Source organism: Syntrophorhabdales bacterium (assembly GCA_035541455.1).
GTDB lineage: Bacteria > Desulfobacterota > Syntrophorhabdia > Syntrophorhabdales > WCHB1-27 > JADGQN01.
This window is the reverse complement of sequence record DATKNH010000088.1, coordinates 13,492-36,007: the sequence shown is the minus strand read 5'-3', so window position 1 is coordinate 36,007 and position 22,516 is coordinate 13,492. Positions and strand designations below refer to the sequence as shown.

The window sequence follows — 22,516 nt, the reverse complement described above, 5'->3', positions numbered from 1 at the left end:
AAACCGAAATGGACATACGTGATGCCATAAGCCAGAGGAAGAGTATCCGGAGCTTCAGTGCGGAGCCGGTTCCGAGAGATAAAATCGAGGAGATCTTGCGCTACGCTATTCGGGCCCCTTCTGCCAGTAACCTGCAGCCATGGGAGTTTACCGTCGTCATGGGAGAGGAGAAGGGGCGGCTCAGCCGGCGGCTTGTGAGGGCCTTTCGCGAGAGGCGGATTTCCTGCAGCCCCGGAAATGTGAGGCCCCTCTCAAAGATATTTGCCGCAAGAGGTACGGAGTCGTTCGAAGGCATGAAGCTGTACCTTGATGAGATGAGGCGCGACTTCAATCGATTCATCAATGAAGGAAGCTGCAGCTTTTACGGTGCACCGGTAGCCATTATTATCTGCCTCGACAACGCGTTCTCGAAAGCCCGGCTCGTCGATATAGGGGCAGTGCTCTGATATCTCGTGCTGGCGGCCCACGCCTCTGGCGTGTGGACGTGCCCCATCGGACTGATTGCCGCGTACGAGGACGACGTGAAAGATGAGTTGAACGTACCGGAAGAGAAGAGCGTGGTCATAGGGGTAGCACTGGGACATCCCGATTGGGAAAGTTCCATCAACAGGTTCACATCACCGAGAGATAGATTAGAAGCATTCGTGCGATGGATGGAATAGAGGCAGGCATGATCGTAGACGGATGCTGGCGCCGTGAAGAGCGGGAGAAACGTGATGGGCACATCGCGGCTATGCGAAGCATGCGGTAAAAAGATAGATGAGGAGCAAAGCTACCAACACATGGGGAGGACCTATTGCGAAGACTGTTATATGAACATCTTGTCTCCCCCGAAAGCGTGCGATCCGTGGGCCGTCTATACATCCCGATCCTCCCTGCAGGGACAGGACAAGTTTTCTGTGCTGACGCGTGTGCAGTGCCGTATCGTTGCTCTGATCAAGGAAAAGGGTGAGGCTAGCGCCGAAGAGATTATGCACGACGTCCATCTGACTGAACAGGAGTTCAAGAGAGAATTCGCGGCACTCAGGCATATGGAAGTTCTCAAAGCAACAAAAAAAGAGACACAGATTTGCTACACGCTTTTTGATGCATAATGTGAGATCATCGATAGGATCTCATCGAAATAAACGTGAATTGAGGAGGTAACAGATGAAAGTATGTTTTGCAGTTGAAAAAGACGATGGAGTCAAAAGTGTGGTGTATGGTCATTTCGGATCTGCCCCCGCATTTATCGTGGTAGACACCGAGATCTCCAAAACGGAGACAGTCAACAACCGCGACCTCAACCATGTGCACGGTGCGTGCAATCCGATCCAGGCTATAGGCGGGCTGAAGCCCGATGCCGTGGTGGTCGGCGGAATCGGAGCGGGGGCGATCAACAGGCTCAATGCTGAAGGCGTCAAGGTCTACCGCGCCGCGGCAGAGACGGTACAACAGAACCTGGATCTGCTCAAGGAGCATAAGTTACCCGAACTCACTCTGCAGCACGCGTGCGGCGGACACGCCCAGGGACAGGGCGGCTGCGGACACTGATTAAATCAGGAGGATCAATGCCTATATTCGAATACCGTTGCAACGAATGCAACGAGGTGAGCGAGTTCATAGTATTGGGAAAAGAGGAGACACTCCGTTGTACGAAGTGCGGGAGCCAGAATCTTGTCAAGTTGATGTCCGCCCATAATGCGCCTGCTTCCGGGCGCAGCCCTGTTGAACAGGCATCGGGAGGCTGTTGCGGAGCGCCCGGTTCCTGCGGCTCCCCGGGCAGTTGCTGTTCAGGATAAAATTCGCTTATCGGACAGATTCGCGGTTTGCGGATTGGATACGGCCGGTCCTGTGACCTTTGCCAAGAGGAACCCGGATGATCCCGAAATGGGGATTTCGGAAAGGTGACCGTACCGGATGCGTTGGGCATCAACCACTGGATCGTGATAGAAATTTTTGTAGCGGGCGGTGTAACCCTTTTTCGACGGTTTGAGCGGGAAGGGTTTTAGAGATGCGCATGCTTGATCTCTGGCTTAGAGAGGTGAAAGAAAAGTCTGACCCTGACTCACTCGGCATGATCCTCGTGCATGACGGCATTGTCAGGGGTACGTCAAAAACAGGCCAATGTATAAAGGGCATGCACCTCTCGCATGATAAAGAGAAACTTGATCTGGTAGCGAGTAGGTTGCGGATGCGCGAGGGCATTGTCGATATAAGAGTCTGGATCAATAGCGGGAAACTCAAGGTGGGGGACGATATAATGCTTGTCCTGGTCGCGGGCCGCTTCCGCACGGATATCCTGCCTGTCTTCACGGAACTTCTGACTGCAATCAAGGGTGAAATCGTCAGGGAACGCGAAATCTCGTAGCCGATCACGTTCTCCAAAAGTGTCCGGGAGACAGGCAGCAAACAATAATCCTCCTTAGCGCCATTGCAGGATGGCGTTCTACCGTTAATCATGCACGTGACATCAAAAATATCGCCCTATCATTTAGTTGTTGCAATATATAGAAACATTATATATAATGAACATTGCGACCACGAAGTCGAAGTTAGTTTTGGCTTCCGGGACCAATACAAGAAAGAGGAGGTTATGATGCTTGAGGTAAATCTTGCAATTGATGGTATGAGCTGTCAACACTGCGTGATGCGGGTTAAGAAAGCACTGGATCAGATGCCGGGCGTATCGGGATCTGAGGTGAATGTTCGCAGTGCGAAGGTCACGTACGATGAATCGAAAGTCAAAAAGGAAGATGTGGAAAAGGTAGTGGAGAATGCAGGCTACACGATCAGAAGATAGAAATAGCCAGAACGTGAGGCATGGTCTGTACTCCATAAACAAATTCGGGTGGACGGGAAGAGGAGAAGGGTAAAATGTCAGGGACAAGTCAAGCTATTGTGCAAAATCGCAACGTTGAAGAAATAAGAGACAGGGCTGCCCGCCCTAGTTCGACTGTAAGCGAGCGAAAGCAAGAACTTGATCGAAAGCAGAAAAGGAGAAGCATCCGGCAGACGATTATAGGCACCGGATTCCTGGGACTTGTAGCAACTGGATGGGTTTACCCTGTTGTCGGTTATTTCATTCCGTTGTGCATGCTATTGGGTATAGGAATCGCTCTGTTCCGGGGCCGCACATGGTGCAATTGGCTTTGCCCCAGAGGTTCCTTTGCGGATGGTCTCCTGAAAAGGGTGAGTTCCGGCAAAAAGATTCCTGAGGTCTTCCGGTCGCTGCCCATGCGTGTCGGAACGCTCACGTTTCTCATGGTCATGCTGGGATTTCAAATTGTAAGGCTCTGGCCCGATGTCTATGCAATCGGTGGTTTCTTCGTGATGCTGTTGACGATCACGACAGGTGTCGGAATACTACTCGCACTTCTCGTTCATCACCGCACCTGGTGCTACATTTGTCCAATTGGAACCATGTCCAACTGGGTGGCCGCAAACAGACGGCCGCTTAAGATGGAAGCAGAGAACTGCGTAGAGTGCAAGCTTTGCGCAAAGGTTTGCCCTATGAAACTGAAGCCGTACGAGTTGAAAGACACGGAGCGTATGTCGCATGGTGGCGACTGTCTGAAATGTGGACTCTGCGGCCAGGCTTGTCCATACGTTGCGCTGTCGTTTAAAGGGTAAACGGTTTCTAACGGACGCATGGGCTGTGCGCGCGTTACCCGCGAATAAGACGTGGGTGAAGGAGTACGACAGGGCGTTGCGGAGAGGGGAATCTCGCGAGGTTTTGTTGACGATGCAGGTCACAGACGCTACAATGATGCTATGATCCGAGATAAAGGAAAAAAGAAAACAGGTTCTCGTTTACAGGAGGATACGGGTATTTTTGAGGTGCAGGCCGAGGTATGCCAGACTCTCGCCAATCCTAAGCGGCTGCATATTCTCAGTCTTCTGAAGAATGGTGAACTCTCTGCAGGGCAGATGATGAAGGCAATGGGCATCCCTAAAGCCAATCTTTCCCAGCATCTCTCGATTATGAAGCAGAAAGGTATACTGATTGCGCGGCGGGAGGGGACCGTCATCTATTACCGTCTGGCCACTCCCAAAATTACAGATGCGTGCACTATAATGCGAGACGTTCTGCTCCAACTCCTTGAGAATCGTGAGGAGTTTTCGAGACGCATACGAGGCGCCAACTCGGAATCCTAGTCTCCAGCGATCTAGTTCATCTTGCATGTCCATTATTAAACGAAACGAATTGCGTTCTCATTCGTTAAAGGGAATAGGGTTCTGTGATGGCCGCGTCTACGACGAGACCAAGGATCCGCGTTATGACATGGGTGAGAAACGGCTCGAACTGCAAAGACTCACTTGCTTTAGTCTGCTAGATCTCCGGCGACCTATTCTCAAAGAGAAGTTATGATTATGATAAGAATTAATGAGTTGACACACGATGCCCAATACTCCTGATATAATTGCAGGCCGAATGCGTCGTTAAAGGGAGGAACCATTGGAAGGTGAGGCCATGAGAATCGTCGTAATAGGTGCGAACGCGGCCGGATTGCGTGCGGCGGCGCGGTCGAAGCGTTTATTGCCGAAAGCGCAGGTTACAGTCATAGACTACGGGCAGTTCATTTCATACGGCGCCTGCGGCATGCCGTACTTTGTCTCCGGTGATATCGCGAGCGCTGATAAGCTGCGCGAAACGGCTTATGGGGTGATTCGCGATCCAAACTTCTTCAGAAATGCAAAAGGACTCGAAGTTGTGATCCAAACAGAGGTAAAGCAGATTGACCGCGGGGCGCGTAAGGTCATCTGTGAGTCAATGGTAAGCGGGGAAACAAAGGAGTATCCTTTCGACAAACTTGTTCTCGCGACCGGAGCCTCTCCCGTTATCTTTCCGGGAATTCCAGGTAACAGTCATCGGGTCTCAACGTTTAAAGTGCTGGAAGACTCTATCGCTTTACGCGGCGCTCTCCAGGCCGGGCAGATTTCATCGGTGGGGTTGATTGGCGCCGGGCCTATCGGTTGTGAACTTGCAGAGGCTTTTACTGCTATGTGGGGCGTTCGAGCAATGCTGTTCGAAGCTGCCCCCCAGATTTTACCCGCAATGCTTGATCCTGAAATGGCGAATGCCGTGGAGGCATACCTCATGGAGGAAGGGGTGGAGGTGCGCACGAATTGCCCGCTGCAGGGCATAGTTGAATCTGAAAACGGTGTCACCATCAAGACACCCCAAGGCGATTTTCTGGCTGATCATGCTGCCGTTGCAATAGGCGTCAGGCCCAACAGTAAGCTCGCTGCTGATTGTGGTCTTGAGATCGGGAGAACCGGAGGAATTGTTGTCGACGAAAGGATGACCACGACCGATCCGAACATTTTTGCTGCAGGAGATTGCGTGGAATTAACGCATCTCATCTCCGGCCAGCCGATTCTCCTGCCGCTCGGTTCATTGGCCAACCGGCAGGGTCGTGTCATCGGCTCCACTATCGGTGGCGGAGACGAACGGTTTGAACGGGTGGTGGGTAGCGCTGCGGTAAAGGTTTTCAGTATGAATGTGTCGGCCACGGGGCTTACTGAAAAGTCGGCCAGAGCATCGGGCTTCAAGGTTGGCGTTGCATGGGGAAGTTTCACCGATAGGGCGGATTACTACCCGGAATCTCAGAATGTTCATTTGAAACTGGTGTACGACAAGAGCACAACAAAGCTCCTCGGTCTTCAGGGTTACAGCAAAGGCGAGGTGGTGAAACGAGTCGATGTATTTTCCACTCTCCTCAAACACGACGGAACGCTCGCGGACCTGCTCGACGCTGAGTTCGCGTACGCACCGCCTTATGCGCCGGCAGTCGATCCGCTCTACTCACTCGCCTGCGTGGCACGCAATGAATTCATGGAAGGCGTTGAAGCACTGCCTCCCGATGCTGCGATCGATGACTGTATTATCGTGGATGTCCGACGCACCAAAGAAGCAGCAAACCGTCCTCTTCCTGAAAAGGATACGATCAATGTCCCCTTCGAAGAATTCCGGGTTCTTTGTGATCAGGTGCCGAAAGATAAAGACGTGGTGTGTGTCTGCTCCAAGGGGGTCCGTTCGTCCGAGGCTTTCCGCATCCTGCGCGAGAAGGGCTTTGCCAGGATCAAATACCTGGCTGGAGGCTCACTGATGAAGCCAGGCAAAAAATAATCGCGAGAACCACCAGCGATATCGAATGCTTTCTTAGATAAAGAACTCCGGCCCTTTTCGATCGCGGCAGGTAGTGCTCAATGTTTGCGCCCGTTCCGCGAGCTTGGGGTGTACACGGCGGGCGCCGCTCGGGCAGTTCTTGACGCATGCACAGCACGCCATACACCTTGCGTTCTCAGTCAACACAGTATCATCCCGTATAGTGACAGCTTGTGCCGGACAGATTGTTACGCAGTTTGCACATTTGATACAGTTCGCTTCATCTGTGATAGGAGGCGGCGGTGAAGGATTTCTCGCTTTGTAAGGGAAGTTGCCTGGGACTTGCAGAACAACGGTTTTGGCGATGCCTTTGCCTATCTTTTGTCGGATCACCTTCCCAAAATTTTCAGCTTTCTTGATATCCTCTCTATCAGGTCTTCCTTCTGCGATGGGAGCAATAGAAGTGGAGAAGGAGTGCTCGCCTATGAAGGCCGCTGCCGCAACAGGTTTAAAGCCGCACTGTTTCGCAAGTTCAGTCAGTTCGAGGAGCGCATCGTCATACGCTCTGTTGCCGTACACGGCAACGACAACCGCCGGAGTGTTCTGCGCTTTTATTCGTTGCAGCGCCTCTATTGCCCTAAGCGGGACTCTACCGGAATAGACAGGCGTGCCGATAATAGCGATGTCACTCTTTATTTCGATGCTGTCAGTCGCTCTTGTCACTTCACGCGTCAGATCAACGTGATTGACATCATCGGCAACAATTCCCGTGGCGATTGCCTCGAGTACCTTTCGAGTAGTCCCTGTTGGTGAGAAGTAAATAAGACACACCGATCTCATGCCTTGCCTCTCTTGTCGCAAACTATGACCTGATCCCGCGCGCTATCTCAAATCAACTTCCAGTCCCACCAGAGCGCCTGCTTTGCGGTACGTCTGCGGCAAAGGATAGTCAGGCCTCATGTCGGGTACGAACCGGGTGTACCCCCGGCCCGCCTCATCCAGAGCTCTCAACCCGAACATCATGTCTTTCAATCTGTGGGTGGGAATCGAGAAGATCATCTCATCATCTCTGGCCAGGGCATGGGCACGATCACCGCCGCACGGCACGGTCACCTGACACTCACCCGTCTTCAGCACGGGCACGGTTGACTGTAAGCACGCACCTCCCGGATCAAGCGTAGATTCGACAATATACCCGTCCTTGTATTTCACCGCAGACAGCAGGCACCGCAACTGGTTCGTGTTGCAGTAGATCACCACCACGTCAGGTTCGAATGAGGTCCTGCTCAGAGGAGCGGATAACACGCCAATGTATTTTCCGCATTCCAGGCGGGGAAACGTCTCTGCCAACTTCCTCGCGGTCTTCGCATCGTCCACCATGAACTTCACAAAGGTGTTCCCTTGCAGGAAGAACTCCGGAGGCTCTGAATGTCCGAAGGCAATAACCGGCAGGTAGCACCAGTGGTCTTCCTTCAGCATCGCCACCGTCGCTCTTTCGCGGCGGGACATCGCAAATGCCTGACACAAAGCCAGGTGGGTTCCCCGATCCTTCTTGGGCCTGATTGCTCCCTCGGGAATCGCCTTTTCATCTTCGAGCAGCTTCACTGCAACGGGAGACGTTGCAAGTTGCAGTCGTTTCTCCATCTCCTCGCCAAAGCCATTCAGTTCATTCAAAGGAAACATCAAACCTCCGTAAAAAGAGCTTCATGCTGTGATGGACTTTTTACCAAACGGAAGGAGAAAACTCAAGCGCTCCCCGGATCGCTGCTGTTCGTGCAGACAGGAAAAGGTGACAAAGCTTGCTATGATGCTCCGATCAAGGTCTCGGGTGTATATAGGGTGCAGAATGGCACGGTTTAATGTTATATTTTGCCGCGAGCCCTATCGTTAAAACTAGCGAGTATTCGTTGTATTCCGACGGACGGAAAGAATATATCTTCCCGATTTTTTATTTTGCACCACACGTTCAATCGGAGTTTCGAAGCATCACAACTTTCTGGCAGGAAAGGGGCTAAAGAGATGCTTGTCTCAATGAGGGGGAGATGGTGAAAATCGTCAGCGACAGACTCAAACTGAGTACCAAAGGCAACAGGACTCTCATTAACATCACTGAACCTGTGATGGAGAAGCTTCAGCAGTCTAAACTCATCATCGGCAATGTAACCGTCTTCGTTGTCGGTTCGACGGCGGCGATCACGACCTTCGAATATGAGCCCGGATTGAGTAAAGACATGCTCGAGTTCTATGACAGGCTCGCTCCGGAGAAAAAATCGTACCACCATGATGCGACGTGGGGAGACGCAAACGGCTTCAGCCACGTTCGCGCGGCATTTACCGGCCCTTCTCTGACCATACCCTTTGAAGAGGGGAGGCTCTTGCTCGGCACCTGGCAGCAGGTGGTGCTGGCGGACTTCGACAACAGGCCGCGGGAACGGATTATCATCATCCATATCATCGGGGAGTAATGAGGCCTGTTACGGGTTAATACGCCCATGGCGTTGTTACGGGTTACGAGTCAAGGAACAAAGCATGAAACGCGTAACTCGCAACTCGTAACAGCTTTTGGATGTTCAGCGGTAAAAGACTGCTCCGGCGAAGCTCACCGAGGATTTTCCATCAGTCCACTGGTCGTAACTCACAATGTCGCACGATGATCCCTCGAGCAGAGAGAGCTGGAAATACATGGGCGCGAGACCGCAGATCCTTCTTCTGTCCTCTTCCGCGCGGATTGCTGCGAGAAAACCGCCGCCATCCACCTTTCTGACTCTCTCCAGGATTTCTTCATCTTTTGTCTTCGAGTCAAACAGTGTTGAATGGTCCAGGGCGTACCTGTCTCCAAATTGGGCTCCGATGTGAGCCAGGTCAGCGCCGGCTATCACCAAATAAGGTTTGCCATACGCTTCAAGCACCTGCTTCAGGTTGTCGCAGAGATCGCGCAGGATGCCTGTGTCCGGGTTTTCCTCGCTGCTCATGTACTCATGCATAGAGCCGGTAAGAATGCAGAGGGTCTCGACGTTCCTGCCCATGAGCTGATGCTGGATGATGGGAAGCTGGAGCTCGATGGAATGTTCGGTTCTGTGGCACCATTCGTCCAGATGCCTGCTGAGGACGGGATTGGCCCTGACGAGACGTGCCATCTCTCCCGTACAGGGCAGAATACCGAGGGGAGTGCAGAAATCCTTGAGAGAAATATTCCACAGATTCGGGGCGAGGCCATGACATGTTCCGATGATAACAACGAGTTCTTTGTCGGTAAGCGGGAGGTATTTGTACACCTCTCTGTAGACCTTATACCCCCGGGCGTAGTCGATATGGGGAGCAAGGATACCCAGCATGTCTCCCTTTGCTTGAGGACTTTCAGTCCCCGCGAACAACTGGTTGAAGTAAGCAAGCAACTCCTCTTTTTCTTCGGGATAGCTCCTTCCGGAGCAACATGGCTGCCGGTACAGGGCAGATTCATACTCTTGCTTTGCCTTCTGCAGGCAGTTCTGGAAGCGTTCGTTGTCCAGGAGAAACCCTGCGTCCATAGCCTCGACTACGGACTGAATCTGTTCGAGATGGACGAGGGTTCCCGAAGCCCTCGTGTATTCCTCTTGAAGGTCTCTCAAAGAACGCTTGCCATCCATGAGCGCGATCAGAAAGAGCACGTCCCTGGAGACGACAAGCGACGATTCTGTTAATCCTTCGTGATCTTTGAGGTAAAACATTTGCCTGCCGTCCTGGGATACGGGCAGAACCTCGACCCATCTCATTTTGGGATGTTCCTGAGAGTATTCCATAGCGGGCAATATATACCACAGCTCGGGCAATAAAGATAGTTGGCATGGGACGCAACCTATACGTTGCTTTTTGAATATATGCTGCTTATAATAAAAACCACGTCTGTATTCCAAGAGATACTATGCGTAGAATTGCATTCGTTATGGTCCTTATTGGTCTCTTCGCTTTCTGCTGGTACGAGCAAGGAAAGGCCAAGCAGGAGGATTTTCCTGTGCCGCGCCCGCCCTTCAGCGAGGGTATCTTCCCCTGTTCAAATTGTCACGCGGGCATGGAAGTAAATACCAAGAGGCGGGAGCTGAAAGAGGAACACACGAATATCAAGCTGAAGCATGGATCCATATCCCGCTGGTGCCTTGACTGCCACGACGCGGCCAACCGCGATATGCTGAGATTGGTCAACGGCGACCAGATTGACTTCAGCCACAGCTATGAACTTTGCGGCCAGTGTCATGGCCCAACATACAGGGACTGGAAAGTTGGAGTTCATGGGAAGAGAGTCGGCTATTTCGACGGTGGCCAGAGAACGTACTTTCTCTGCGTGAATTGCCACAATCCCCACGATCCCAAGTTCAAGCCCATAAAGCCTGAGCCGCCGCCGTTCAAACCGCTCTACAGATACGATCCAACAGCAAAGACGGGACAGGCAGGACAAACGGGAAAACAGTAATGGCAGGTAAACGTTACTCACGGAGAGATTTCATCAAACTGGCGTCTGTTGCCACGCTTTCGGGTCTTGGCCTGTCAGGCATCTCCTGTAAGAAGGCGGATCTCGAGGAGTTCCTCCAGACGCACTACCTTGAGATGACCGAAGAGGATAAGAAGCGGACGATCGCACGTCTCGAAGAGAAGTACCTTAAGAAGTATGGCAAGCAGTTCACGATAAGCACGAAAGGGGCAAAGCCAGGCACTCTGTGGGCCTATGGCCTTGACCTGTCGAGATGTATAGGGTGCAGACGTTGTGTCTACGGGTGTGTAAAAGAGAACAACAACTCAAGGTACAATCCGCAGCTGCAGTGGATCAGGGTCATACGGCTTCCCGAAGGCAGCCTTATCAATCTTGAGAATGCGGAACACTACTACAACCCGTCGCAGGTGCCTGAGCCGGGTTACGTCTATATGCCGGTGCAATGTCAGCACTGCGAGAATCCCCCGTGCGTGAAAGTCTGTCCGGTGCGTGCGACCTGGAAAGAGCCTGACGGACTTGTTGTGGTCGATTATAACTGGTGCATCGGGTGCAGGTACTGCATAGCGGCATGTCCTTACAAGGGCAGGGTCTTTAATTGGGCTGAGCCGAACATTCCCACAGAGGAGCTCAACACAGCAGTTCACTACCTGGGCAATAGGCCGCGCTATAAGAATGTCGTCGATAAATGCACCTTCTGTGTCCAGAGAGTTCGCAATGGAAGATATCCTGCCTGCGTGGAGGCCTGTCCCACGGGCACGCGTAAATTCGGCAATCTGCTTGATCCGGACAGCGAGATCCGCTATCTGCTCGATCACAAGAGGGTCTTCAGGCTGAAAGAGGATTTGAATACGGAGCCAAAGTTCTATTACTTTTTCGGACTGTGACGGTTGATATGGAAGCGTGGAAATTTTTCAAACGGACGCTGGTTCTTGTAGCTAAAGGAAGACCGGTTTATTACCTCTGGTGCGCCCTCCTGCTTTTTGTGATCGCAGTCGGTCTTTGGTTCTATGTAAAGCAGATGGAAACAGGTCTCATCCTCACGAGCATGAGAGACCAGGTCTCCTGGGGTCTCTACATAGCAAATTTTACGTATCTTGTGGGCGTGGCGGCCGCGGCCGTGCTTCTCGTCATCCCGGCCTACGTCTACCACTTTGACCCTATCAAAGAGATTGTGGTTCTCGGAGAGCTCTTCGCGGCTTCGTCGATTGTGATGGCGCTGCTCTTTGTTACGGTCGATCTCGGGAGGCCTGACAGGTTCTGGCACCTCATGCCCGGCATCGGCAAGCTCGCCTTCCCGAACTCGTTGCTTGCATGGGACGTAATAGTCCTCAATGGCTACCTGGCTTTGAATGTGATTGTCCCTGTATACATTCTCGTCAACTCGTACTATGAGAAAGAGCCGGTCCGTTCCTTTGTGGTGCCGCTGATCCTGCTCTCCATCCCGTGGGCAGTGGGCATACACACGGTCACGGCCTTTTTGTACAACGGGCTTGCGGCCCGCCCTTTCTGGAACGCCTCTATTCTGGCGCCGAGGTTCCTGGCGAGTGCCTTCTGCTCAGGTCCTGCGATGGTGATCATTATTTTTCAGGTGATCAGGAAAGTCTCCCAGATAAAATTCTCGGATGAGGCTTTGTTCAAGATCGCCGAGTTGATCGCCTATGCCATGTTTCTGAATATCTTCCTCTTGGGCGCGGAGGTGTTCAAGGAGTATTACTCCAACACCATTCACCTGGCGCCGCTCCGTTACCTCTATGAAGGATTGCATGGTCACCGGGCACTCGTTCCCTGGATGTGGCTTTCCCTGGCATTCAACATAACTGCGTTTATTCTCTTTCTTGTGCCAAGCACAAGAAAGAGACTCCCCACTCTTAATCTGGGTGCCTTCATGATTATCGTGGGTGTCTGGATCGAAAAGGGACCGGGCTTTGTGGCTCCGGGATTTATTCCCGATCCTCTCGGCGAAATTTATGAGTACTTCCCCAATTTTTCCGAGTTGGCGATCTCCCTTGGGGTATGGGCCTGCGGACTGCTGGTCTTCACCCTGTTCATGAAGGTGGCGATTCCAATTGTACGCGGCGACTTTGTACACTCAAAGTACGCAAAGGACCTTACGAAAATCGAGCCCAGATAGGGGGCTTTCCTGGTGAAGTTATTCTGGTGGGAGTAAGTATGCCTATTGACAGGCGAGCGTCAGTTATATTACTTTACGGGCACTTGTCGGATTGGTTTTATGTGGAAACGCACACCTGAGCAGATACGTCACCTCATCGTTCCTGTGGTCGTACTGATCGTGCTCTATTTTGGCGTCAGGCATCTGCTCATCCCTTCCACGTACGGCCTGTGGGGGCACTACAGGGCTAATTCCGTCATAGAGAATGCTGAGATCCCGGTTAAGTATGCCGGAAGCGAAGCCTGTGCGGATTGTCACAGCGAAATCTCTGCGACGAAAAAAGAAGGCTTTCACCGGGGTCTGGCCTGCGAAACATGCCACGGCGCCGCCTACATCCACACCCAGGACCAGGAAAAACAGAAACCGCAGATTCCTCGCACAAGGGCCAACTGTCTGCTTTGTCATGAATATCAGCCGTCTCGGCCGACGGGTTTTCCGCAGGTTGTATCGGAGTCGCATAACCCGTTGAAGCTTTGTACAGCCTGTCACCAGCCGCATGATCCAAAGCCGCCCCATCCGCCCAAAGGGTGCGAAGCCTGTCATGCCACGATACAGCGTACCATCTCGATTTCACGCCACGGGAGTCTCGCGTGCACGACGTGCCACGAGGTCCCGGTGAACCACAAGCTTTCCCCTCGGGCCAATATGGCAAAGAAACCTCAAACGAGGGACGCCTGCGGCAAGTGTCATGCTCAAGATTCCACGGCCGGAAAAGAAATACCAAGGGTCGACATGGCGACCCATGGCGGCAAGTATCTTTGCTGGGAATGTCACTATCCGCACATGCCTGGAGCACGATAGATGGAAAAAGAAGGGCCGGGAGACAGCCCGGACAAAGGCAAAAGAGATTTCTGCAGGATGATCCTCGTGGGGGTTGCGTCCCTCTCTGTGCCCGGTGCCCTTGTTGCGGCAACGGAAAGGAAAAGCCTGAGTGACTGGTATGGCATCAAGTACAAGCCTGCAGAACATCTCTACGCGATGGGGATTAAAGTCGATCGATGTATCGGCTGCGGCCGTTGTGTTGACGCGTGCAAAAAAGAAAACAATGTGCCTGACTATCCGTTCTACTTCAGAACGTGGGTGGAACGCTACATAGAAACGGAGGATGGTCAGACTACCGTTGATAGTCCCAACGGCGGTAAGGATGGTTTCAGAGCTCCTGTATCGGATAAACGAATTTTCAAGACGTTCTTCGTCCCGAAAATCTGTAATCAGTGTGAGAAACCCCCGTGCGTCCAGGTATGCCCCGTCGGAGCAACGTACAGAACAGAGGACGGTGTGGTGTTAGTCGATTCGAAATGGTGCATCGGCTGTCGTTACTGTATCCAGGCCTGTCCCTACGGCATGCGTTACATTCATCCGACGAGACGTGTTGCGGACAAATGCACCTTCTGTTACCATCGAGTCGTTAAGGGGCTGTTACCTGCATGCGTTGAAGTTTGCCCGACGCAGGCGAGGGTCTTTGGTGACCTCAAGAGCAAAGCGAGTCCTATTATCCAGTTCATGCGTTTCAACAAGACATTTGTTCTGAAGCCGGGCCTCAACACGGAGCCGAAAGTCTATTACGCGGATATTGACCTGGAGGTTCGTTAATTTTGGATCACGAAATTGCGCGTCTCTATGAAACATTGAAACTGGTAGTCGGGTTTATTTATCCCAACGAAATTGAATTGGGATGGAATCTTCTGATCGTGGTGTACCCGTATATCACAGGACTTGTGGCCGGAGCCTTTATCCTCGCTTCGCTGGTGAAGGTGTTCAAAGTAAAGGAAGTGCAGCCCACGTATCGTCTTGCGCTCCTGACAGCCCTGTCGTTTCTGCTCGTGGCCCCTCTGCCTCTCGTGGTTCACCTCACCCACCCTGAAAGAGGATACGAGATGTTCATGACGCCGAGCCCGACTTCAGCCATGGCGATGTTTGGGTTCGTCTACATATGGTACCTGATGGCAGTTCTGCTCATGGAGATCTGGTTTGACTATCGGAAGGACTTCCTGGAACTGGCCGATCAGGAAAAAGGATACAAACGTTTTGTGTACAGACTGCTCTCGCTCTTTACCAAGGATCGGTCTCATGAGGCATTTGCGTTTGACAAGAAAGCTGTTTACGCAATCACGGTTGTCGGTATTCCTTCTGCGTTCCTGCTTCACGGGTATGTAGGTTTCATCTTCGGTTCGGTCAAAGCAAACCCATGGTGGTCGAGCGTGCTCATGCCCATCGTCTTTCTCTTCTCTGCGATAGTGTCGGGAATTGCGCTGGTCCTTTTGATCTACATGGTCGTTGTTCTGTTGAAGCGACAGGAACCGGATATGGCCTGTATTGACAAGCTGGCCAGCTTTCTTTTTTACATGATGATCGTTGATTTCTCCCTGGAATTTCTCGATTTCGTGCACCGTATTTACCAGTCGGAAGAGTCGATCCATATTCTCGCGCAATTGATATCCGAAAGGCTTTTTACCAGCCTGATCGTTATCCAGCTTATTCTGGGCATGATTATCCCGCTCGTAGCGATAGCCCTCATTAAAATGTTCAAGTGGCCAGCGGAAATCAGAAGGCTGAGCTACTTTATCGTCGGTCTCCTCGTCCAGTTCGGGATTTTCAGCACAAGGTGGAATGTCGTCATTGGAGGACAACTTTTCTCCAAGAGCTTCAGGGGCCTCACCGCATACAAGATGTCAGTGGGCGGGATCGAAGGTTTGCTTGTTTCGCTAGCTTTTCTCGTGCTTCCATTTGTCATTCTTTATGTTCTCATCAGATGGCTTCCCCCGTGGGAAAAGGAAGAGACGCCCCCGGTTCAAGGCTGAGCACCTCTCGTCTGTTCGTGTCTTGACAGCATGCTGCGGCAACCTCATCTTATAACAAGCTGTTCCAATCACTAATCAAGAATGCGGGGGTATTTATGAGCGAAAAAATGCAAAAGAAGAATCTCTCGAATCCCGACGAGACCCGTACGTTTGATAAGGGGAGGGTGGAACTCGTCACTATCGGGGGCGTTACCTTTGGCCGCGCAACGCTTGAGCCGGGATGGAAATGGTCGACCTGCGTGAAGCCAATAGCTAAGACGAAGAGTTGCGAAGCTCCTCACTTGCAGTATCACGTATCCGGACGTCTCCATGTGGTAATGGATGACGGCACCGAAGCTGAATTCGGTCCCGGCGATGTATCGCTTCTTCCTCCGGGGCATGACGGCTGGGTAGTCGGAAATGAGCCCGTCGTCGTGATCGATATCTCGGGCATGGTCAACTACGCCAAATCGTGAGGAGCTACTATAAGGCCGAGAAGAACGCATGAGCCGGAACACTGTTCGTTCCACGAAAGTTCTTCCGGCTGGTCCAATTAACCTTTTCGCTCAATGTATTGCAGACACTACCAGGCGAAGCGACCTTAGTTATCCGCTACCCTGCAAGTACGTCGGAGTAACGCGCGACGCAGGCAACGAAGCAGATGGGCTTTTGACGAAGTCGTTGTTCATCCATAATTTCTTGACACGCTTATGCGCCTCCTCTACAATCGGATCAAGGGGGGTGCAGCATGGTCCATTACGCCTGGATAATCGCTTTCACGGGTACGCTTGTCACGATCCTCGCTCACGGCTTCGGCAGGATGTCTTATTCAGTGATCCTGCCATCCATGCGGGAGGGTTTGTCCCTCACCTATACGCAGGTGGGGCTTATCGGCACCGGTAATTTCATAGGCTATCTCTGCCTCTCTATTGTAGGAGGCTTTCTTGCTGCGCGCTTCGGCGTCAGGAGAGTCGTTTTTATCTCCCTTCTGGTCATAGGCATCAGCCTTGTTCTGACGGGATCCTCTAATTCCTTTGTTGCTGCCTTTTTCATGAGATTGATCACGGGTCTGGGGAACGGCAGTGCTTACGTGCCCATCATGGCCCTTCCCGCTGCATGGTTCGTGGCACGCAAGAGGGGCTTGGGCACAGGGATTGTCTCGGGAGGAATCGGGGTGGGGCTTTTTCTTTCAGGGCTGATTCTGCCGGGAGTCATCGCCCGTTTTGGAACTGTCGGTTGGAGATACGCGTGGTATTTCATGGGCATCACAGTGTTCATACTATCGTTCGTCTGCTATCTTTTCCTGAGGAACACCCCAGCGGAAAAAGGGCTCACTCTGTACGGGGGAGATGAGGACAGGACGCAGGGGCCTAAGGTGACGCTCTTTTCTGCATGGAAAGATGTTGTGAGAGAACCGGAGATATGGAAATTGGGCTGTGTCTACTTCATGTATGGATTCTCGTATATCATCTACCTCACGTTCTTTGTGGCGTATATATGCAAGGAATGCGGTCTGAGACCGGCTGATGCCGGCAGGATGTTTGCGGTGCTCGGTCTTTTCAGTATTTTCTGCGGTGTGATATGGGGAGGCGTCTCTGATCTTCTTGGCCGGAGGTACGGTTCCCTCCTGGCATACCTTACGCTCGCAACTTCCTACGTCATATTTGCATTCTGGCAGAATAGCGTCGGATTCTATGTATCCGGTGTGATCTTCGGTATAACTGCGTGGTCTATTCCTACTATCATGGCAGCAGCATCAGGCGACGCGGTGGGAGGAAGACTTGCTCCTGCAGGGCTCGGGTTCATCACGCTCTTCTTTGGTGTCGGGCAGGCTCTCGGCCCTGCTCTCGGCGGATGGATTAAGGACGCGACGGGCACATTCACTTACGCCTTCTTGCTTTCTGCAGCAGTCTCTGTTGCCGGCGCCCTGGGTTCGCTGATTCTGCGCAAACGCTTCGCCTAGCGAGCAGCTTCGATCATCATCTGCCGGCCATCGCCAGGTCAAAGAAGATCTTTGTCGATAGCCAAAGGCCGGCGGCTGCTGGCCGCAACTTCGCAACTCCTTGACATTTAGGCTTCCAGTGATCAGATTGAATTACATCTAGGATTGGTTCTTAACAAAACGGCACACAAAAGAGGGGGATGCATATGGAACGTACGGGGATAGTAACATTCGCAGGAAATCCGCTGACCCTGCTCGGCAATGCAACCAGGGTCGGGGACAAGGCTCCTGGTTTCACGCTGATCGACAAAGAGTTGAAAGAAGTTTCCCTTTCCGATTTCAAAGGAAAAGTGAAGATTTTGAGCGTCACACCATCGCTTGATACTCCTGTGTGCGATTTGCAGGCCCGCAGGTTCAATGACGAAGCGCAGAAATTATCAGACAACGTGGTTATCATGAACGTCAGTATGGATCTCCCGTTTGCCATAGCGAGATATTGTGCCGATGCCGGTGTCGACAGGGTCAAGGCGCTCTCTGACCACAGGGAGGCTGCGTTCGGCACGTCTTACGGAGTGCTTATCAAAGGATTGAGATTGCTGGCACGTTCGATCTTTGTTATCGATAAGTCTGATACGATCACGTACCAACAGATTGTGCCTGAAGTGACCCATCATCCGGATTATGACAGGGCGCTCCAAGAGGCGGCCAAATTGGTGGGCTGAAAACTCTTGATCCGAAAGGCTCTGGAGCGACCCCGTGCTCAACAGGAGGCAATTCATAGAGGTAGCCGGCATTGGCCTGATGGCCACATCATGTGGCCTGCAGAGAGCATCAGGCAGCACACAAGAGAAGGGAGGAAGACACATGTACACGGCTAAGGACTATAGCAAGTTGATAGGCATGCAAGGTTTCAGTGAGACGCTCCTGAAGAATCATTTCACTCTCTATCAAGGTTACGTTACCAACAGCAATAAACTTATTGAGACGCTGGACGGGATGGGGAAGGCGGACAAGCTGGGCACACCGGAAGCCGCAGAATTAAGGCGGAGACTGGGTTGGGAATTCGATGGCATGCGGCTGCACGAGTACTATTTTGAGAATCTCGGCGGCAAGGAGCCGATTAACAAGGATGGAAAGCTGGGTAAGAAGATTGCTCAGGACTGCGGCAGCTACGAGGCGTTCGAAAAAGAGTTCAAGGCGGTTGCGAGCATGAGAGGCATCGGCTGGGCGGTGCTTTACCAGGATGTGACAAACGGGAATCTTATTACCTTCTGGATCAACGAGCATGACGTGGGCCATCCGGCAGGCTGCAACCCTCTCCTGATCTGTGATGTATTCGAGCATGCATTCATGCTGGATTATGGACTCAAGAGAGCCGATTACATAGAGGCTTTTTTCAAGAACATAAACTGGGTAGCGGTTGAAGCGCGGCTTAAGTAAGCCGGGTTCTTTTGACCCATTTCCTCGGCGAGGGGGCAGGCTCTTCGGGAAACGAAAGAGGTAGGCGTTTCAGGTATAGCGCTCACCGGTGGAATAGACGATGACAATGCAACGTGCGGTGAAACCATTCATCCTGCTGTGCTTGGTTCTTTTTGTAGCCAGCGGCTGGTATTGCCATGTTCGGGAGATTTACGCGGCCTCCGACACTACCCGCTCCGCCAGCCTGAGACCCGTCGCGCCAAAGGAGGCGCGGGAGCTCATTGAGCGAAACAAAGGTAATCCCAATTTTGTCATACTTGACGTACGCACACCCGATGAATTCCGGAGCGGTTACATTGAAGAGGCCGTCAACATCGACTACTACGGTCCAGGTTTCCAGGTAGAACTTGGCAAGCTCGATAGAACCAAAACGTACCTCATTTATTGCAGATCGGGGAACAGAACTGAAGATACTTTTGAGATGATGAGGCAGTTGGGATTCAGGGAAGTTTATCCCCTGGAGGGCGGTATTAAGGCGTGGCTCGCGGCAGGTTACCCGGTAAGCGGACAAAAGCGTTGATAGTTGTTCACAGTGCGGCTTAGGGAAGGGTGTTATCATGGTTTTTAAGCATCGGCTGTACATTCTTGTGGTGGATGACGAAGAGGATATTGTTAACGCGACCAGTTCCATGCTCGAGCGCCTTGGGCACCAGGTAAGAGGAGAGACGCAGAGCCTGAACGCTTTGAGGCGGTTTTCAGAAGAACCGGAGATGTTTGATCTTGCTATACTTGATTACGTGATGCCTGAATTGACGGGTCTGGAACTTGCCCAGCGTTTCAGTCGTATCCGGCCAGGCTTCCCGGTCCTTCTTTACGCAGGGTATAAGGATAGGCCTTCTGCAGAGAAGCTGTCAGCCGCCCACATCGGACGTTTCATTGTAAAGCCATCCACCATGGAAGCGCTCAGCGGGATGATACGTAAAGTTCTTGCCGGGTAAGAATGCGCGACCCATTGCTTATGGGTCGCGTTACGGGTTGCGCGCCGCAAGCTGAAGTGTGCAGCTTGGTTACATGCTTGGGCTTCGACCACTACGCTGGACAGATCGCCGTTAGATTCAACGGGTGACTTTCTTCCATCTTGCCGCCCGTAAACGGTCGCTTTCCCGATTCCCCTTACATCAGGTCCTTCCTCGTGCGGCGTCCCTTGTGACGTTGACATTTCAGACGAATGCGGTTATATACTGATTTGGCATCTCTAAGCCTTCCTGAAAGGTAACCGAATAGTTGGATTACGAAATCGTCCCCATCGTCACAATGAGAGAAGGTGAGGAGGGTGTGGTCGAGTCTGTCTCCGGCGGCGAGCGTCTGGCCTCCAGGCTCGCAAGCATGGGCCTTCTCCCCGGAATAAGGGTCAAAGTACTGCGTAACAAAGGGGGCTCTGTCATTCTCCTTGCCTCGGAGACCAGGGTGGCGCTCGGACGGGGCGAGGCCTCGACGATAAGTGTCAGGAGGACGGAGACAGCCCCTGGAATCAGAAAACTTCTGGTCGGGCTTGCCGGCCAGCCGAATGTGGGCAAGTCCACAGTATTCAATATTTTGACAGGGCTGTCGCAGCATGTCGGCAACTGGCCGGGGAAGACCGTGGAGAAAAAGGAAGGTGTGCACGTCGCGGGGGACGTGGAGATGCACATCGTGGACTTGCCCGGCACATATAGCCTCACCGCATTCTCAGAAGAGGAGCGGGTGGCCCGAGAGTATGTCATACAGGAACACCCCGATGTAGTTGTGCTTGTGGTGAATGGCGCAGCCCTGGAGAGAAGCCTCTACGTGCTGGCCGAACTCCTCCTTCTTGATCCGCCGGTTATTCTTGCAGTGAACATGATGGACGTGGCTGAGGGCCAGGGGGTGCATATAGATGTCGAAGCCCTGGGGCAGGCCCTCGGCATACCGGTGATCCCGCTTGTAGCCACCAAGAACAAAGGCGTCAAGGAACTCAGGTCGATGGTGGTAGCCCTGTCCGAGGGCAAGCTGGAATATCATCCGCACATGCCGGCCGTGTCCGCGGACCACGCGCTGATTTTTTCAAAGTTGCTCGATCTGGTGAAGGACTATATTCCTCCGCTCTACACAGCTCGTTGGGTTGCAACGAAGCTCATGGAAGGCGACCCCGAGGTCGGCGAGTTGCTTAAGCAGATGGTTCCTGAAGCATTGTGGAACGAGATTCAAGGCTTACTCATCAAGCATGAGGATGCTCTCCGGGCAGTGGTTGGCGGCCGCTACGACTGGATTGAAGACGTGACCCGCGCAGCCGTTTCCCGATTCAGGAGAGGTCAGGTACTGGTGACCGACCGTATCGATCACATCCTGACGCGCCCGCTGTTCGGCATCCCGATTCTTCTCGCGATCCTCGCCCTGGTCTTTCTTTTGACCTACAAGGTAGGTTTCCCCGTGCAAGACCAGCTGCAAAAGTCGATGGTCTCTCTTGCCGCACTCCTTGAACCTCTCCTCTCGGGTACGCCGGAGTGGGTAAAGGGCATGCTGATAAACGGAGTGATCGGGGGTGCCGGTTCGGTCTTCACCTTTCTCCCCATCCTCCTGATATTCTTTGCCTGCCTCTCCTTTCTTGAAGATGTGGGCTATATGGCGAGGGCGGCCTTCGTCATGGACCGGTTCATGCACATCGTCGGGCTTCACGGCAAGAGTTTTCTGCCCATGTGCCTGGGGTTTGGCTGCAATGTGCCATCCATCATGGGGGCGAGGATCGTCGAGTCCCGCAAAGCCAGAATGCTGACAATTTTTTTGACGCCCTTTGTGCCCTGTACCGCGAGGTTGGGCGTCCTGATCTTTGTTTCCGGGGCCGTTTTTGGGAGAAATGCCTATCTCGTAGCATGGCTGGTTATCGCTGTCAATATCCTGGTTCTGGGGATCTCAGGAATGGCGATCAGTAGATTGTTGCTCAAGGGCGAGCCGACACCCTTCATCATGGAGCTGCCCCTCTATCACAAACCGGACGCCCGTACTATCCTTCTGGTTATCTGGAACCGAATGGTCGCTTTTGTGAAAAAGGCAGGCACGGTCATCCTTCTGGTGTCTGTTGTTATCTGGATCCTGTCAAACATGCCGGGTGGATCGATAGAAACAAGTGTTCTCGGTTACATAGGCAAGGTGATAGCGCCGATTGGGCGGCCGCTGGGACTTTCGTGGCAGGAGATGGTCGCCCTAGTGTCAAGTCTGCTCGCGAAAGAGAATTCCATAGCTACGCTCGGGGTATTATACGGGGTGGGGCGGGAAGGCCTGCAGGGAGTGCTCCCCAAGGTCATGAGCCAAGCGTCAGCTTTCAGCTTCGTGGTAGTTCTTATGCTTTTTATACCCTGTGCGGCAACAGTGACCGTGATGAAACAGGAAATGGGGAACTGGAAATGGTTTCTGGGTTCGCTGCTATTCATGCTGCTGGTATCATTTCTCGTTGGTCTCGTGGCATTTCGCGCTGCCCTTTATGCGGGGTACGGATAACCATGAGGCGGCCCGAGAGAGACATTGATCCTTTTTTGTTCCTCAATCCGTGCTTTCTGCTGGCACCGTCTTTGCAGCTAAACTATTTCTGGAGATTTCCGAAAATTAGTAATCAATTTATCGGAGGGACCCGTAC

The 22,516-nt window shown here is 52.5% G+C and carries 24 protein-coding genes and 1 pseudogene; 22 read left to right on the top strand and 3 right to left on the bottom strand.

Features of this window, described 5'->3' with window-relative positions; all coding sequences use genetic code 11:
- Positions 1–8 precede the first annotated feature (8 nt).
- The 8 genes and pseudogenes from VMT71_09315 to VMT71_09280 all read left to right on the top strand — a co-directional run bounded on the left by VMT71_09315 (position 9) and on the right by VMT71_09280 (position 6,112).
- Positions 9–662, top strand: a pseudogene (locus VMT71_09315) (nitroreductase).
- 33 nt (positions 663–695) lie between these two features.
- On the top strand, positions 696–1,094 hold the full coding sequence (locus VMT71_09310; GenBank protein HVN24160.1) for a hypothetical protein: 399 nt from the start codon (positions 696–698) through the stop codon (positions 1,092–1,094).
- A 55-nt stretch (positions 1,095–1,149) separates the two neighbouring features.
- Positions 1,150–1,533: a NifB/NifX family molybdenum-iron cluster-binding protein gene (locus VMT71_09305; protein HVN24159.1), complete on the top strand. Its 384-nt coding sequence runs from the start codon at positions 1,150–1,152 to the stop codon at positions 1,531–1,533.
- Between the two features lie 466 nt (positions 1,534–1,999).
- A complete protein-coding gene (locus tag VMT71_09300; GenBank protein HVN24158.1) occupies positions 2,000–2,350 on the top strand; it encodes a molybdenum cofactor biosynthesis protein MoaE in 351 nt (116 codons plus the stop codon).
- A 228-nt stretch (positions 2,351–2,578) separates the two neighbouring features.
- Positions 2,579–2,782: a cation transporter gene (locus VMT71_09295; GenBank protein HVN24157.1), complete on the top strand. Its 204-nt coding sequence runs from the start codon at positions 2,579–2,581 to the stop codon at positions 2,780–2,782.
- Positions 2,783–2,856: 74 nt separating this feature from the next.
- Positions 2,857–3,612 carry a 4Fe-4S binding protein gene (locus tag VMT71_09290; protein ID HVN24156.1) on the top strand — a complete coding sequence of 252 codons (756 nt, stop codon included), beginning with the start codon at positions 2,857–2,859 and terminating at the stop codon, positions 3,610–3,612.
- A 51-nt stretch (positions 3,613–3,663) separates the two neighbouring features.
- Positions 3,664–4,137: a metalloregulator ArsR/SmtB family transcription factor gene (locus VMT71_09285; protein HVN24155.1), complete on the top strand. Its 474-nt coding sequence runs from the start codon at positions 3,664–3,666 to the stop codon at positions 4,135–4,137.
- Between the two features lie 316 nt (positions 4,138–4,453).
- Positions 4,454–6,112 (top strand): FAD-dependent oxidoreductase, encoded by a 1,659-nt coding sequence (locus VMT71_09280; protein ID HVN24154.1) that lies wholly within the window; start codon positions 4,454–4,456, stop codon positions 6,110–6,112.
- Between the two features lie 33 nt (positions 6,113–6,145).
- Here VMT71_09280 and VMT71_09275 read toward each other — a convergent pair whose 3' ends face one another.
- Together VMT71_09275 and VMT71_09270 are read right to left on the bottom strand one after the other, a co-directional pair.
- On the bottom strand, positions 6,146–6,931 hold the full coding sequence (locus VMT71_09275; protein ID HVN24153.1) for an EFR1 family ferrodoxin: 786 nt from the start codon (positions 6,929–6,931) through the stop codon (positions 6,146–6,148).
- A 42-nt stretch (positions 6,932–6,973) separates the two neighbouring features.
- Positions 6,974–7,774, bottom strand: a complete 801-nt coding sequence (locus VMT71_09270; protein ID HVN24152.1) for a DUF169 domain-containing protein — start codon at positions 7,772–7,774, stop codon at positions 6,974–6,976.
- Between the two features lie 359 nt (positions 7,775–8,133).
- Between VMT71_09270 and VMT71_09265 the strand changes: the two genes are divergently transcribed.
- A complete protein-coding gene (locus tag VMT71_09265; GenBank protein ID HVN24151.1) occupies positions 8,134–8,556 on the top strand; it encodes a secondary thiamine-phosphate synthase enzyme YjbQ in 423 nt (140 codons plus the stop codon).
- A gap of 105 nt (positions 8,557–8,661) precedes the next feature.
- On the opposite strand, the gene amrB is transcribed toward VMT71_09265, so the two are convergent.
- The gene (amrB, locus tag VMT71_09260) at positions 8,662–9,843 is read right to left on the bottom strand and encodes an AmmeMemoRadiSam system protein B (protein HVN24150.1); all 1,182 of its coding nucleotides are present in this window, start codon (positions 9,841–9,843) and stop codon (positions 8,662–8,664) included.
- A 149-nt stretch (positions 9,844–9,992) separates the two neighbouring features.
- On the opposite strand from amrB, the gene VMT71_09255 reads away from it, so the two are divergent.
- From VMT71_09255 to feoB, 13 genes are all read left to right on the top strand, one after another.
- Positions 9,993–10,538 (top strand): hypothetical protein, encoded by a 546-nt coding sequence (locus VMT71_09255; GenBank protein ID HVN24149.1) that lies wholly within the window; start codon positions 9,993–9,995, stop codon positions 10,536–10,538.
- A complete protein-coding gene (locus tag VMT71_09250) occupies positions 10,538–11,440 on the top strand; it encodes a 4Fe-4S dicluster domain-containing protein (GenBank protein HVN24148.1) in 903 nt (300 codons plus the stop codon). Before VMT71_09255 ends, VMT71_09250 begins: the two co-directional genes overlap by 1 nt.
- Before the next feature lie 8 nt (positions 11,441–11,448).
- Positions 11,449–12,687, top strand: coding sequence for an NrfD/PsrC family molybdoenzyme membrane anchor subunit (gene nrfD / locus VMT71_09245; GenBank protein ID HVN24147.1), 1,239 nt, complete (start codon positions 11,449–11,451; stop codon positions 12,685–12,687).
- A 99-nt stretch (positions 12,688–12,786) separates the two neighbouring features.
- The gene (locus VMT71_09240; protein ID HVN24146.1) at positions 12,787–13,527 is read left to right on the top strand and encodes a hypothetical protein; all 741 of its coding nucleotides are present in this window, start codon (positions 12,787–12,789) and stop codon (positions 13,525–13,527) included.
- Entirely contained in the window at positions 13,528–14,319 is a 792-nt protein-coding gene (locus tag VMT71_09235) for a 4Fe-4S dicluster domain-containing protein (GenBank protein HVN24145.1), read from the top strand.
- A 2-nt stretch (positions 14,320–14,321) separates the two neighbouring features.
- Entirely contained in the window at positions 14,322–15,527 is a 1,206-nt protein-coding gene (gene nrfD, locus VMT71_09230) for an NrfD/PsrC family molybdoenzyme membrane anchor subunit (protein ID HVN24144.1), read from the top strand.
- Positions 15,528–15,622: 95 nt separating this feature from the next.
- Positions 15,623–15,982 carry a cupin domain-containing protein gene (locus VMT71_09225; protein ID HVN24143.1) on the top strand — a complete coding sequence of 120 codons (360 nt, stop codon included), beginning with the start codon at positions 15,623–15,625 and terminating at the stop codon, positions 15,980–15,982.
- 272 nt (positions 15,983–16,254) lie between these two features.
- The gene (locus VMT71_09220) at positions 16,255–17,469 is read left to right on the top strand and encodes an MFS transporter (protein HVN24142.1); all 1,215 of its coding nucleotides are present in this window, start codon (positions 16,255–16,257) and stop codon (positions 17,467–17,469) included.
- Between the two features lie 185 nt (positions 17,470–17,654).
- Complete coding sequence (gene tpx, locus VMT71_09215) at positions 17,655–18,170, top strand: thiol peroxidase (protein ID HVN24141.1); 516 nt, start codon at positions 17,655–17,657, stop codon at positions 18,168–18,170.
- A 142-nt stretch (positions 18,171–18,312) separates the two neighbouring features.
- Positions 18,313–18,888: a Fe-Mn family superoxide dismutase gene (locus VMT71_09210; GenBank protein ID HVN24140.1), complete on the top strand. Its 576-nt coding sequence runs from the start codon at positions 18,313–18,315 to the stop codon at positions 18,886–18,888.
- Between the two features lie 100 nt (positions 18,889–18,988).
- On the top strand, positions 18,989–19,447 hold the full coding sequence (locus tag VMT71_09205) for a rhodanese-like domain-containing protein (protein ID HVN24139.1): 459 nt from the start codon (positions 18,989–18,991) through the stop codon (positions 19,445–19,447).
- Between the two features lie 37 nt (positions 19,448–19,484).
- Positions 19,485–19,865, top strand: coding sequence for a response regulator (locus VMT71_09200; protein ID HVN24138.1), 381 nt, complete (start codon positions 19,485–19,487; stop codon positions 19,863–19,865).
- 286 nt (positions 19,866–20,151) lie between these two features.
- A complete protein-coding gene (gene feoB, locus VMT71_09195; protein HVN24137.1) occupies positions 20,152–22,380 on the top strand; it encodes a ferrous iron transport protein B in 2,229 nt (742 codons plus the stop codon).
- The last annotated feature ends 136 nt before the right edge of the window (positions 22,381–22,516 follow it).